Source organism: Bifidobacterium asteroides (assembly GCF_009683175.1).
Lineage (GTDB): Bacteria > Actinomycetota > Actinomycetes > Actinomycetales > Bifidobacteriaceae > Bombiscardovia > Bombiscardovia asteroides_H.
In genome coordinates this window covers 160,068-172,654 of sequence record NZ_WKKW01000002.1, presented here as the reverse complement: position 1 = coordinate 172,654, position 12,587 = coordinate 160,068, and the positions used below count along the sequence as shown (strand labels likewise).

Genomic DNA, 12,587 nt, shown 5'->3' with positions numbered 1-12,587 from the left:
AACTCAGATAGTAAAATAAAATAATGCTCCGAATATCAAACACAAACGCGCGTTTTAAGGAGACTCCTTGGAAAAACTTGAGCTCATCCGTCAGAACCTCATTCCAATCAATGATGCCCTTCCGACATTGTTACCGCAGGCTAGGCTTCGCTCACTGTCGGCCATGAACACGCTTGGCACTCCTCGAATCGAGTATCCGAAGCTCTATGCAGACAACTTCAATGCAACGCTCCGCGCAGAAATCGCAGATGAGCCAATCGACGGCTGGAAACTTACGAAGTCCACCTCTTGTCTTCATCTGCGCAATATCAGTTCAGGCCTCAAGCTTCGATTCCTCAAGAAGTTTAAATTCGAGGGAAGTGTTCCTCCAGCCGGAACGAACTTACGGCGTAGGGAGGCATGGGTGCAACCAGCAATGTTCGACCAGGAGCTTTCCGGCAAGAAGCCGCTGAGCAACTCAGAAATTGTCTTGGTTTGGACTGAAGCAAACGGCATTTTTCATTGTTCCGCCTACCAACCTACTGGAACCGGCCGGTTTCCTAAGGGCGCTCCCTGCATCGCTCTCATGGTTCTTCAGATGGGTGAAGGTTTCAACGGTATGGCATTTAACGGTGATGACGAAGAAAACGAGCTGTTGGTCCCACGCTCAAATACAATTGTCCAGGAAGAAAAGGAAGAGACGAACGGATGAATGAGTTCAACCCCACGCGCATTGAGCTTGCTCGGAAGTATCGGGGTTGGACCAAAAAAGAGCTTGCCGAGCATTCTGGCATGACCCCGACCTACATTGGCATTCTGGTTGGCAATCCGACTGCGAATCTTACGGAATCAAGCATTGAAAAGATAGCCTATGCGACAAGCCTTCCATTGTCTTTCTTTATGCTGCGCGAGCCAGGTCTTGACTGGAATCGTCTAGCCTTTCGCCGCAAGAAAAGAATCACACTGAATCTCAGTAACCGCATCTGCGCGGAGTTCGAAATGTTGACGGACATGGTCTCCAGGGTGAGTTCGATGTCAAATGTGCCGGATGAGACGGCCTCCTGGCTTGATGAGATTGCGCCTACCTTGGACCCGCAGGCACAGGGAGTCCGCGACATCGCGGCAAACACGCGTGCGATACTGGGTCTGCCTTCCACGGGAGCGGTGCGCAACATGATTCGAATCGTGGAACGTAAAGGAGTGATCATTGCGCCGCTGACGACGAAGGTGGCCGATTCAGTCAGTGATGGAGTTACTTACCCAGGCAAGGCTCTTATAGGCTATTTTCCGGAAAACAAGCCTGGCGACCGGCTCAGATTTACTATTGCTCATGAGCTGGGTCATCTGGTGCTGCACCGGTACCGCCGTCCCAAGGATGTGTCCTTGATGGAGAGGGAGGCTAACGAGTTCGCTGGTGAATTCCTTCTTCCTGAGTCTGACGCACGAGCGGTCATCAGCCCGAGCATGATGCTCGAGGACTACCTGTACGTAAAGTCCGGGTGGGGAATTTCCGTTGGTGCGGCTGTGCGCAGAGCTTTCGATTTGGGCCTGATCGATGGGGACAAATACAAATCCCTATACGTTCGCATGGCGCAGCGTCACTGGATAAAGCATGAGCCCGTAGAGGTCAAGACGGAGCATCCGGTGCGTCTTGCTCAAATGCTCGGCCGTGCGTTTGGCGGACTGGACGATACCGGTCGTTCTACGGTGCCCAGGGATGGGATTGAGGGATTCCTTGGCATTCCTTTTGAACTTGCGAACGATTGGTGTGACAACAGGCTGACGGAAAAGGCGGCGAGCTGGACGATCATGAGATAGGCTAAAGCAGCTACTAGGAACATCTCCATGAAGACCACATTTGTCAGCGAGATATTCGGAAAGAACTTTCATACGGGTAGTGTCAAGTCGAAAAGAATCTCAACGGGTCCTTTGTCGACGGAACAGACAAAGTATGACTGGAACCGCGAGGGCTAGATTCGTCCAGAATTATTGCAGGCGCGGCGAAGTTTGGAAAATCAACGGACGGGTAGCTTAGTCTGGTCGATAATGAATGTAAGTTGTTCGAAACCGCGTCAGTGCAAACAGCAAATCTCAATGCTATCAACTTTCCCAAACCTGTTCGGGTAAGGTGTGCGCGCCAGGAGAGGTACGCCTGCTGGTGTTACACTGTCTGGGTCTTCAAGTCGCGTATGAATCCTGCTTGGAAGATGTCATCAACGCAGCCAGAGAGCTATAACCGTTGCGTAAACAGCAATGAGAGCGGCATCGGATGATGCCATGCCGTACGGATCCGTGGTGATGGCTATGCGAACGGTCTGATGTGTGAGGAGCGGACGGTCCATGGTCGACCATGTTGATAAGAAAACAAAACTGCTGATTACCGGCACAGCCGGGCTCGCCTTCTGCGGGGTCCTTTTGGAGACCTCGCTCAACGTCACCTTTCCGGAGATGACCAGGTACTTCAAAACCGGGCTGGGCACTGTCCAATGGCTGACCACCGGCTATCTGTTGGTGGTGGCTTTGACGGTTCTGGCAGCCGCCTGGCTGGAGCATTCATTCACGACCCGCGCATTGATTCTGGCCAGCGTGGGAATATTCCTGGGGAGCGATCTGATGTGCATCCTCGCTCCATGCTTTCCCGTTCTTATGGCGGGGCGCCTCCTGCAGGGCATCAGCACTGGTATCGCCCTCCCCTTGGTGTTTTCGTTGATCATGAAAAAGGTTCCTCTCCACATCCAGGGTCGTTACGTGGGCAGCGCCGGCATGGCGGTGGCCCTGGCACCCTCCCTGGGTCCGACCTTTGGTGGAGCCGTCATCCAGGCCCTGTCCTGGCGAGACATCTTCCTGATCGTGTTGCCCATCGAGCTGGTCTTCGGAATCATCGCACTCATCGCAGCTGACAAGGAGAGCGCCCATGTCGGCCCCTTCGCCTGGCTTCAGTTCCTTCTTCTGGGTGTCTTTCTGACCGGGCTGACCCTGGGGCTGAGCACCTTGGATGTTCATGGGCCCATTACCTGGCTGTCCCTGTTCATCGGTGTTCTGGCCCTTGCTGCAGGAGTCTGGACCCTTGCGCATCAGCGCACCAGGCTGATCAACATCTCAGTCTTCCGGAGCCGTACCTTCACTCTGGCCCTGATTCTCTACTTCCTGGTCCAGTTCGTCCAGATCGGCCTGACATTTATCCTGCCCAACATGGCCCAGTCCGTCCTGGGGGAGACCTCCACCGTGGCTGGCTTGCTTCTGCTGCCGGGGAGCCTGCTCTCCGCCCTCTGCCAGCCCATTACAGGCGGCTACCTGGATGGCCATGGTCTGCGTGGACTGCTGGCGGTGGGAAGCGTTGCCTTCTTCCTCTCGGCCTTAGGCTTCCTGGTCCTCAGCCGGCACTTGTCCGTTCCGCTGATGATCCTTCTCTACGCCTGCTACATGGTCGGTCAGGCCTGCGTCTTCAACAACCTGCTTACGGTTGGGCTGCAACATATCCCGCCCAAACTGGTGCCTGACGGCAATGCCCTCTTCAACACGCTTCAGCAGTATTCCGGTGCCGCCTCGACCGGGGTCCTGGCTGCCATCATCACGGGCATGCCCAAGGCCCGGGGGATCCATGCCGGCGCCCAGGCCTTCCAGTTCGGAGCACTCTGGGCCTTCGTCTTCGTCTTTCTGATCGTCCTGGGCATCCTCTTGGTGGCCTGGTTCCTGGAACGCAGCCTGGCCGGTCGGGATGGAGGCGGCGTTCAGGTTGTGTGATGCCTGATTCCTTTTGGAAAGCCGTTTGGTCTTAATTCAGCAATGAGATGCCGGCCCAGACGGCCCAGCCTATTGCAAGGACCAGGTAGGGCCACCAGTGCATGCGGGTGATGGCCACGAACTCCCTGATGAAGGCGGTCGGCCAGTAGTAGCCCTTGGTGTGCGAGCCGATTCCGTCGGCATTCAGCCCGACCTTGCTGGCGTATTCGCTGGCTCGGAAGACGTGGTAGTCGCTGGTGACCAGGGCCACCCGGTAATGTTCAGGCCCGGTGCCCATCTCGTAGCGGTCATCAAGGATCTGCTTGGAGTAGCGCAGGTTCTCCAGGGTCGTGGTCGACCTGTCCTCCATAATGATGGCCTCGGCCGGCACCCCACAGGAGTTGCGCAGATACTGAGCCATGGCCCTGGCCTCGCTGATAGCCTCGTCGGGACCCTGACCGCCTGAGACTACAAAGCGCCCGTTTCGTCCCTGTCGTTTCCAGAGGTCCACAGCCTTGTTCAGCCGTCCCCGGAGCAGAGGCGTGGGTTCTTCGCCGCGCAGGCCGGCTCCGTGGATGATGATGTAGTCGTAGCGACGTTTGCGAGGCAGCATCCTGTAGAAGTTGGAATAGAGTAGCAGGGCCAGGAAGGAGAAGAAGAACCAGGTGGCTTCCAGGTCGATCAGCCCGGCCAGCTTCTGCAGCCATGAGGGGGCGCCAAACCCGGCCAGGAGGGGCGAAAGAATCATGTAGGCCACCACGGCCAGCGCCAGCAGTCCGGGCAGCAAAGTGGTCAGGGAGACCCCCTCGTGCCGGATGACGATGACCGTATTGGCCAACAGGAAGCAGATCACCAGCAGTGGGGCGAGGATGAGCAGGATAACCAGGGGCAGAATCAGCCAGCGCATCCCGAACTGCAGAAGAAGTGCTCCGCCCAGGGTCAGCAGCAGGAGCAGGAGCCAGATGGCATTGCGGAACTGCCGTGGCTCCTTGTGCAGGTCCCAGAGGAAGAGCAGGCCGAAGATGATGGCGGGTGCATAGAGCAGGAGGAGTTGCAGGTAGTTGGACATGCGCCGATTGCCCCTTTCACGAGAATGGCCGCGTAGGGTCTTACTCCACTGTAGCGAATCGGCCAGTCACCTCCCATCCTTGACATGCCCGGGATTCACAGACCGCCGTGGTAACATATATGTGGTAAATCTCACACGTTCGGAAGCTGAGTGTGGGCGATTCCCGACGGTGCGAATTCCAGGTCGAGACCATGATAATGATGGGTCCTTTCAAGGATTGCGCATCGGTGTCCGCATGGACGTGGTCGGTCGCAAGGCAGCGATGCGTTGGAAGGATTAGGGGTTCAAGTGATGTTGGGTTTCTCCGCGATCCGGGGATGGTTCGGACCTGGCGTGCAAGGTTGTAGAGAGGTGCGGTAATGAAAGTAGTGATATTCTCCACCTGTGTGGTGGACCTCATGTTTCCGAACGTGGGGAAGGCCATGGTGGAGGTGCTGGAGCGGTTCGGCTGCGACACCTACCTTCCCAAGCAACAGATCTGCTGCGCCCAGCCCACCTTCAACAGCGGGTATGTCAAGGAGAGCATGCAGGTCATGCGCAACGAGGTCGATGCCCTGCTGAGCGTGGATGCCGACTACATCGTGGGTCCGGCGGGCTCCTGCGTGAACATGCTCAAGGAGCTGCCCTTCCATCTGAAGAACGACCCGGTCTATGCGGCCAAGGCCCAGACCATGGCTGACAAGACCTATGAGTTCTCGCAGTTCCTCTATAGGGTGCTGGGTGTGCTGGACGCGGGTGCCGAGCTCGATGCCGTGGCCACCTACCACCGCTCCTGCCATATGACCCGGTTGCTGGGGGAGCGGACCAGCCCCTTCGTCCTGCTGGACCATGTCAAGGGACTGACCATGGTCCCCCTGCCCCACATCGAGAACTGCTGCGGGTTCGGCGGCATGTTCTCCATGAAGGAGCCTGAGATCTCCAAGCAGATGGTCGATGAGAAGGTAAACGACGTGCTCAGCACCAAGGCCAGCGTCCTCATCTCCTGCGATCCGGGCTGCCTGATGAACATCGGCGGCCGCTTCAACCGGCGCGGCGAGAAGATCACCATCATGCACCTGGCTGAGGTGCTCAATCACAAGGTGGACATGAGCCGCGTCAAGTATGTGGAAGGCCGCTCTGCCGGCGATGGGGCCGTGGGCTCGGTCAGGGCTGCCAAGGAAGAGGGGGCTCTGGTATGAGCAGTATGGTCAATGGCAAGAAGGCCGCGCAATATCTGCGGACCAGCAAGGCTCCCTTCCTGACCAGGGTCAAGGAGTCCGAGCAGGACAAATTCGCCCAGCAGGCGGTGGCCAAGGCCCAGGATGCCCAGTGGGTCAAGCGGGAGGCCGCCCGTCAGGAACTGGGCAACTGGGAACAGTGGCGCGACCTGGGCGAGCAGATTCGCCAGCACGTCATCCGCTACCTGCCTGACTACCTGGAGGAGTTCTCCGACAACGTGGAGAAGAGCGGCGGTCATGTCTTCTTCGCCCAGACCGACGATGAGGCTGCCCAATACATCAAGCAGATCGCCATCGAAAAGAAGGCCAAACACGTCGTCAAGAGCAAGTCCATGGTGACCAGCGAGATCAACCTGGACCCCACGCTGATGACTGTGCCCGGCCTGGAGGTGCTGGAGACCGACCTGGCCGAGTTCATCCTGGAGGAGGACGACTGGGACCAGCCCACGCATCTGGTCTTCCCCGCCCTGCACAAGAACCGCGAGCAGGTTCGGCAGGTTTTCGAAAAGAAGCTGGGCTACAAGGGTGACAACGACCCCCAGCACATGGCTCGGTTCTCGCGCAAGGTTCTGCGCAAGCACTTCCTTGAGGCGGACATGGGCATCACCGGCTGCAACTTCGCCGTGGCCGACACGGGCATGATCAACCTGGTGACCAACGAGGGCAACGCCGACCTGGCCATGTGCATCCCCAAGACCCAGGTGGTGGTCATGGGTATGGAGCGTCTGGTGCCGACCATGAAGGAGGCCGAGACCATGGACAACATGCTGGCCCGGTCCGCTGTCGGCCAGAAGCTGACCTCCTACCTGACCTACACTGCGCCACGCACCGGCCAGGAGTCTGACGGACCGGACGATTTCTATGTGGTCATTCTGGACAATGGCCGCTCCAACGCTCTGGGAACGGTCTTCGAGCCCATCCTCCAGTGCATCCGCTGCGCCTCCTGCTTGAACGTCTGCCCCATCTACCGGCACATCGGCGGTCACGGCTACGGATCCATCTATCCCGGTCCCGTGGGCTCGGTGCTCTCGCCGGTGCTGGACGGAGGCTACGACGACTTCGGAGACCTGCCCTACGCCTGCAGCCTGTGCGCGGCATGCACGGCAACCTGTCCGGTCAAGATTCCTCTGCATCAGCTCATGATCGAGCACAGGCGGATCATGATGGATGACCAGTCCCAGGCCAATCTGATCGACGACGCGGTCATGAGGGTCGTGGGCCTGGGAACCGGCCACTCCTCACTCTTCCGCACCGCCCTAGGGGTGGATCACACCATGCTGACGCCCATATCCAAGAAGCAGCCGGAGACGGCCAAGAACCTCTTCACCAGTGACCGGCATGTGGAATGGATGCCCTTCGTCTTCGGCGGATGGACCAAGGTGCGTGATCTGCCGGATCCGCCCAAGCACGGGCAGAACTTCCGCAGTTGGTTCGCTCATCACAAGAAGGAGCAGCAGGCATGACCGATCGTGAGGTATTCCTGGATTACCTGGCCAAGAAGAGCGGACGGCCCCGCCACCAGCTCAAGGAACATCCTCTGGTGCCGGTCAACGATCTGCCGGAGACCACCCTGTCAGGCCACACCCAGGACGAGCTGCTGGAGATCGCCCGGAAGAGCAGCGAGGCGGTCCATGTGGACTTCCACACCTGCACCAAGGCCGGGCTGCCCACCGCATTGGACGAGTTCATCGATTCGCGCAAGGACGACAGTGACCATGTGATGCTGCCCACCTCCGACCTGTTCGCAGACTTCGGTCTGGAGGAGTGGAGGGACGGTCTGAACCCTCCAGCCACTTTCTGGAAGCCGGGAGCCAGCCGCGAGGAGAATATCAAGACCGCCGACGAGTCCGGAACGGCCATCGCGTTTGCGGACTTCCTGCTGGCGGAGTCAGGCACCATCACCGTGGCCACCACCCCGGGTCAGGGTCGAGCCTTCCACTTCCTGCCGGTGCACTATCTGAGCATCATCCGCAAGTCCAAGATCCTGCCCCGAACCCGGCAGGCCATGGACTATTATGATCCAGCCTTGGTCTCGGGTGAGCTCAAGACCTCCAACATCAACTTCATCACCGGCCCCTCCAACACGGGCGATATCGAGATGGTGATCGTGGTGGGCGTGCATGGTCCCCTGGATATGACATATTTGGTTGTTGAAGACATGTAACTCAATTAGATTTCCTGCTCAGGCAGGCGCATTTCCCGTAAGTGGGGAGTCAGCGGCTCGAAGAAAGACGCCGACTCCCCACTTACGTTTCTGCTGAAAGACAGGTTCAGCCCAGCCCGGGCAGAAGTCCTCCAGGTGGATCAATGGCCACGTACCCGTTTTCAATGTCAACTTGGGGCACCAGGGCTTCGACGAAGGGTATCAGCCCTTCCGCCTCTTCGTCGTTTTCTGTGGTGGCCATGCGGATCTGCAGCTGCTGCTGGGCTACACCGTCCAGTACGTCGCTGACTTGGCCGACCACTCGTCCGGACGGTTCACCCAGAGAGTTGCCCGGGGCCATGCGGACCTCGAGTCCGATCAGATCCTCGGGATACCAGGCATCCTCCTGCGCCAGCTCCTGGGCTGGGTCAGCCTGGACATACAGTTCGATGCCGTTCAGAGCTTCGGATGCGTTCCTGTCTTCCACTCCTTTGAAGAGGACGATCCAACGCTGTTTGAAGCGGCGGGATGAGATCACCGTGAAGACCTGCCCGTCCTTGGTCTGCAACCGGGTGCCGGGGGCGAAGCGCCGCCCGGGCTCGTCGGTGTAGGCATATACGTTGACCTCGCCCTTGAGTCCCTGGGCGCGTCCGATACGGCAGACCCTCAGCAACCTTCGCTGCTGAGGGTCCGGACCCTGCGGGTCGTGATTGGTGGACCGGCTGGGGCTCACCGGCGCACATCCATGATGTCGACGCGCACCTTGTGGTCGGCCAGCGCCTGGATCACGGTACGGATGGCGTTGGCGGTCCTGCCGCCCCTGCCGATCACGCGGCCGATGTCCTCGGGGTTGACCCGCACCCGCAACAGCTCTCCGCGAGAGTTCTCGTGGGACTTGACCGACACGTCATCGGGAAAGTCCACGATGTTCCTGATCAGGTGCTCAACAGCCTGTGCAAGCATGATAGCCGGTCCTTCCAATCCTTAAGTGAATGTGCCTTACTCAGCTGTCTGCTCGGCCTTGGCGGCATCTGCCGACTCATCGGCCTTGGGGGCTTCCTTCTCCGCCTGGGCCTTGGCCTTGGCGTCAGCCTCGGACTTGGCGGCCTTGAGCTTCTGGGCTTCGTTCTGTGCCTGCTCGATGCGGGCCTGGGCGTCGACCTCGGCCTGCGGCACCTTAAGGGTGCCTTCCTTGCCGGGCAGATCCTTGAACTTCTGCCAGTCGCCGGTGATCTTCAGAAGATTGAAGACAGGGTCGCTGGGCTGAGCGCCCACACCCAGCCAGTACTGGGCGCGCTCGGAGTCGATCTTGATTGAAGAGGGCTGGGTGTTGGGATCGTAGGTGCCGATCTCCTCGATGACCTTGCCATCGCGCTTCTTGCGGGAATCGACCACGACCACGCGGTAGAAGGGGTAGAACTTCTTGCCCATTCTCTTCAGACGAATTCTGGTTGCCAAAACGGCTCTCCTTGGTACTTGGTATGCCCGGCGGCGTCTCCATGTGGGGCATGGTGGCGCTCCTGGCGTGTTCCTCACGGCCGTCGGAATGAGAGGGCTCCTCCGGACATGAATAACAGCAAAAGTATACCTCAACCGTGGGATATGGCGGATGGTGGGCCTGTACGGTGAGTGAGACGGGCTACCAGAGCTCGGTGGTCGCTGCCTGGAATCCGAAGGGCGTGCATGGATTGCGGGACCAGGTCGCCGTCCGTCAGAATATGGTCGATTTCGATCAACGAGGGCAACGCGCTTGCCGATGGGAAAGTCGGATGGCTGCCGGCTTTCAGGTGCAAAGAAGCGTCATGCAGCCCGGATTTGGCCAGCATGGCCCGGAAGGTCGGGTGCTGCAGGGTGGCGTTGCAATCGCCCATGACGATGGTGGGTACGGGCGGATGGCTCAGCCTGGCCAGGGCAGCGATGCCCCTGCCCCACTGCCTGGCGCCTCGCTGGGGTGATTTGGGATGGACGCTGGCTACTCGGATCGGTCCGGAGCCGGTCTTGAGCTCGACCAGGGGTACTGCAGCCGCCGGAAGGTCCAAGGCCGACGGGGAGGCCTTGACGGGTTGGTAGGCCGAGAAGATGGCGTTGTAGCCGCCGTTGTCGTTAGGGCTCGCAGTCCCCTCTGTCAGGTAGGGCAGGAGCTGATTCAGGCCCGCAGCCTGAAGCGACTCCAGCAGCTTTCCTTTCACCTCCTGCAAGGCCAGCACTTCAATTCCATAGGCCTGCACGCAACGCACGACTTCTTCGGGATCGGCCCTGCCAAAGCGGCAGTTCAGAGTCATGACGCTCAGTCCATGCTCAGAAGATGATTGACAGGTCCGGTCTGCCGGAGGTAGCCGGTAACGCAGGCGCTGGCAGCTGACCAGGGTGAGTTCAATCAGCGCCAGCAGACATTGGGGCCAGGCGCCTGCGACGACCGTCCATATCAGTATGGCCAGAAGGGGAACGGTCAGCAGGTCGATCAGGGCGATCAGCTCCACCAGGGGGCGGTGCCGGTCAGCTCCGGCAGGCAGGAAGCGCAGGGTCATCCATAGGGCGATGAGCCCCACGAGAATCCAGAGAAGGGTGTTCACGTGCCATTGTCTCCTGCAGGAGGGAGGGGTCAGCGGCCGCCGAAGAGACCGCCCAGCCCCCCGCCCAGGTTGGGTGGCAGGTCCGGCAGGCCTTCAGGCATCTGCGCAGTTTCGGGGCGCTTGGCGAAGGCCGAGCCGCCCGAGGATTTGCCCTTGCCGGAAAGGCGCTCGCGTAAAGCCTTCTCTTCGGCCTCCCGCTTCATGGGATTGCCTGAGCGGGAACCCTTACGGCCTTTCTTGCCTTTTTTGCCCTTCTTGCCGCCGGCAGCGCCCATGCCGCCCATGCCCGGGATCGAGCGGCTGCCATTGGTCATCCGCTTCATCATCTTGGCAGCCTGCTCGAACCGCTGCAGCAGGCCGTTGACAGCCGAGACCGTGGTGCCGGCACCATAGGCGATCCGGGCCCGCCGTGAGCCGTCGATGATGCTGGGGTCGCGTCGTTCCTGGGGAGTCATCGACTGGATGATGGCCTGGGTCCGATCCACCTCCTTTTCGTCGAACTGTTCAAGCTCCTTGCGGTGCTGGGCCATTCCTGGGATCATGCCCAGGATGCTCTTGAAGGAACCCAGCTTGCGGACCTGCTGGAGCTGCTCCAGAAAGTCGTCCAGGCCGAAGCTGCCCTCGGACATCTTCCCGGCGGCCTTGCGGGCCTCCTCCTCGTCGAACTGGCGCTGGGCCTGCTCGATCAGGGTCAGGATGTCGCCCATGTCCAGAATGCGGGAGGCCATACGATCGGGGTGGAAGACTTCGAAGTCCTTGAGACCCTCGCCGTTGGAGTCGAAGAGGATGGGCTTGCCGGTCACCGAGGCCACCGACAGGGCAGCGCCGCCGCGGGCATCGCCGTCCAGTTTGGACAGGACCACGCCGGTGAAGTCCACACCCTGGTCGAAGGCCTTGGCTGTGGCGACCGCGTCCTGGCCGATCATGGCATCGATGACGAAGAGGATCTCGTCGGGGTTGACGGCGTCGCGGATATTGCGGGCCTGCTCCATCAGCTCCTGATCCACACCCAGCCGTCCGGCCGTATCAATGATGACCACGTCGTAGAGCTTGTCCTTGGCCACCCTGATCGAGTCAGCCGCCACCTTGACGGGATCGCCCGTGACCTGACCGGGGGCCGCCAGTTCGGATCCGCTGGTCTGCACGCCTGGCTCGGGTGCGTATACCGGCACTTCGGCGCGCTCGCCCACCACCTGGAGCTGGGTGACCGCGTTGGGCCGCTGCAGGTCGGCCGCCACCAACAGGGGGGTGTGCCCGGCATCCTTGAGCCAGTAACCCAGCTTTCCGGCCAGCGTGGTCTTGCCTGCACCCTGCAGGCCGGCCAGCATGATGACTGTGGGCGGGTTCTTGGCGAAATTGAGCGGTCGATCCACTCCTGCGCCCAGGATGTCGGTCAGTTCGTCATAGACGATGGAGACCACCTGCTGGGCCGGGTTCAGAGCCTTGGAGACCTCCTCGCCCAGGGCGCGTTCCCGGATGCGTCCGGTAAAGGAGCGCACCACGTCCAAGGAGACATCAGCATCAAGGAGGGCGCGGCGGATCTCGCGGATTGTGCCGTCGATGTCGGCCTCGGTCAGCTTCCCCTTGGAGCGCAGGTGGGTGAAGGCCTGGGAGAGCCGGTCGGTCAAAGATGAAAATGCTGCCATAGTGCCCCAAGTCTACCTGTCAGCCGGGAGATTGGCTGTTGATTCCTTAAGGCCTACCTGGATGGTTCTGATATGGAACAACGATTTTGTTCGGTTGCAGAATGCATGCTACCCTGAATTTGCAACGTTGCAAATCACTATGAACCGGTCGGCCCGGCTCGCAGGGCGTCGATGTTTGATGCCCGGGGGCCGACGGGTTCGGAAGAAACGATGCAGGGTTGCCGGCATACGGGTGTG

General features: G+C 59.9%; 12 protein-coding genes. 6 read left to right on the top strand and 6 right to left on the bottom strand.

Annotated elements, in window-relative coordinates:
* Positions 1 to 67 precede the first annotated feature (67 nt).
* The 3 genes from GKC41_RS04740 to GKC41_RS04730 all read left to right on the top strand — a co-directional run bounded on the left by GKC41_RS04740 (position 68) and on the right by GKC41_RS04730 (position 3,723).
* The gene (locus tag GKC41_RS04740) at positions 68 to 691 is read left to right on the top strand and encodes a hypothetical protein (protein WP_029677702.1); all 624 of its coding nucleotides are present in this window, start codon (positions 68 to 70) and stop codon (positions 689 to 691) included.
* Positions 688 to 1,797, top strand: a complete 1,110-nt coding sequence (locus tag GKC41_RS04735) for a helix-turn-helix domain-containing protein (RefSeq protein ID WP_154313191.1) — start codon at positions 688 to 690, stop codon at positions 1,795 to 1,797. The genes GKC41_RS04740 and GKC41_RS04735 overlap by 4 nt, the downstream gene beginning before the upstream one ends.
* A 522-nt stretch (positions 1,798 to 2,319) precedes the next feature.
* Entirely contained in the window at positions 2,320 to 3,723 is a 1,404-nt protein-coding gene (locus tag GKC41_RS04730) for an MFS transporter (RefSeq protein WP_154313190.1), read from the top strand.
* 31 nt (positions 3,724 to 3,754) lie between these two features.
* On the opposite strand, the gene GKC41_RS04725 is transcribed toward GKC41_RS04730, so the two are convergent.
* Positions 3,755 to 4,771: a YdcF family protein gene (locus tag GKC41_RS04725; protein WP_229281631.1), complete on the bottom strand. Its 1,017-nt coding sequence runs from the start codon at positions 4,769 to 4,771 to the stop codon at positions 3,755 to 3,757.
* Between the two features lie 359 nt (positions 4,772 to 5,130).
* Between GKC41_RS04725 and GKC41_RS04720 the strand changes: the two genes are divergently transcribed.
* From GKC41_RS04720 to GKC41_RS04710, 3 genes are read left to right on the top strand one after another with little or no spacing between them, the layout of a single operon-like run.
* Positions 5,131 to 5,949: a (Fe-S)-binding protein gene (locus tag GKC41_RS04720; RefSeq protein WP_154313188.1), complete on the top strand. Its 819-nt coding sequence runs from the start codon at positions 5,131 to 5,133 to the stop codon at positions 5,947 to 5,949.
* Positions 5,946 to 7,451, top strand: a complete 1,506-nt coding sequence (locus tag GKC41_RS04715; protein ID WP_154313187.1) for a LutB/LldF family L-lactate oxidation iron-sulfur protein — start codon at positions 5,946 to 5,948, stop codon at positions 7,449 to 7,451. Before GKC41_RS04720 ends, GKC41_RS04715 begins: the two co-directional genes overlap by 4 nt.
* Positions 7,448 to 8,152 carry a LutC/YkgG family protein gene (locus GKC41_RS04710; RefSeq protein ID WP_154313186.1) on the top strand — a complete coding sequence of 235 codons (705 nt, stop codon included), beginning with the start codon at positions 7,448 to 7,450 and terminating at the stop codon, positions 8,150 to 8,152. The genes GKC41_RS04715 and GKC41_RS04710 overlap by 4 nt, the downstream gene beginning before the upstream one ends.
* Before the next feature lie 106 nt (positions 8,153 to 8,258).
* On the opposite strand, the gene rimM is transcribed toward GKC41_RS04710, so the two are convergent.
* The 5 genes from rimM to ffh form a co-directional block, all read right to left on the bottom strand.
* Entirely contained in the window at positions 8,259 to 8,864 is a 606-nt protein-coding gene (rimM, locus tag GKC41_RS04705; protein ID WP_324612044.1) for a ribosome maturation factor RimM, read from the bottom strand.
* On the bottom strand, positions 8,861 to 9,094 hold the full coding sequence (locus tag GKC41_RS04700; RefSeq protein WP_015021362.1) for an RNA-binding protein: 234 nt from the start codon (positions 9,092 to 9,094) through the stop codon (positions 8,861 to 8,863). The genes rimM and GKC41_RS04700 overlap by 4 nt, the downstream gene beginning before the upstream one ends.
* 36 nt (positions 9,095 to 9,130) lie before the next feature.
* Positions 9,131 to 9,589: a 30S ribosomal protein S16 gene (rpsP, locus tag GKC41_RS04695; protein ID WP_154313185.1), complete on the bottom strand. Its 459-nt coding sequence runs from the start codon at positions 9,587 to 9,589 to the stop codon at positions 9,131 to 9,133.
* Positions 9,590 to 9,720: 131 nt separating this feature from the next.
* Positions 9,721 to 10,704, bottom strand: a complete 984-nt coding sequence (locus tag GKC41_RS04690; RefSeq protein ID WP_154313184.1) for an endonuclease/exonuclease/phosphatase family protein — start codon at positions 10,702 to 10,704, stop codon at positions 9,721 to 9,723.
* Between the two features lie 29 nt (positions 10,705 to 10,733).
* Entirely contained in the window at positions 10,734 to 12,350 is a 1,617-nt protein-coding gene (gene ffh / locus GKC41_RS04685) for a signal recognition particle protein (protein ID WP_154313183.1), read from the bottom strand.
* Between the last annotated feature and the right edge of the window lie 237 nt (positions 12,351 to 12,587).

Coding starts and splice junctions, on each gene's coding strand:
- GKC41_RS04735 (WP_154313191.1), top strand. CDS start 688: ATGAATGAGTTCAACCCCACGCGCATTGAGCTTGCTCGGAAGTATCGG.
- GKC41_RS04715 (WP_154313187.1), top strand. CDS start 5,946: ATGAGCAGTATGGTCAATGGCAAGAAGGCCGCGCAATATCTGCGGACC.
- GKC41_RS04710 (WP_154313186.1), top strand. CDS start 7,448: ATGACCGATCGTGAGGTATTCCTGGATTACCTGGCCAAGAAGAGCGGA.
- GKC41_RS04700 (WP_015021362.1), bottom strand. CDS start 9,094: ATGCTTGCACAGGCTGTTGAGCACCTGATCAGGAACATCGTGGACTTT.
- ffh (WP_154313183.1), bottom strand. CDS start 12,350: ATGGCAGCATTTTCATCTTTGACCGACCGGCTCTCCCAGGCCTTCACC.
- GKC41_RS04725 (WP_229281631.1), bottom strand. CDS start 4,771: ATGTCCAACTACCTGCAACTCCTCCTGCTCTATGCACCCGCCATCATC.
- GKC41_RS04720 (WP_154313188.1), top strand. CDS start 5,131: ATGAAAGTAGTGATATTCTCCACCTGTGTGGTGGACCTCATGTTTCCG.
- GKC41_RS04730 (WP_154313190.1), top strand. CDS start 2,320: ATGGTCGACCATGTTGATAAGAAAACAAAACTGCTGATTACCGGCACA.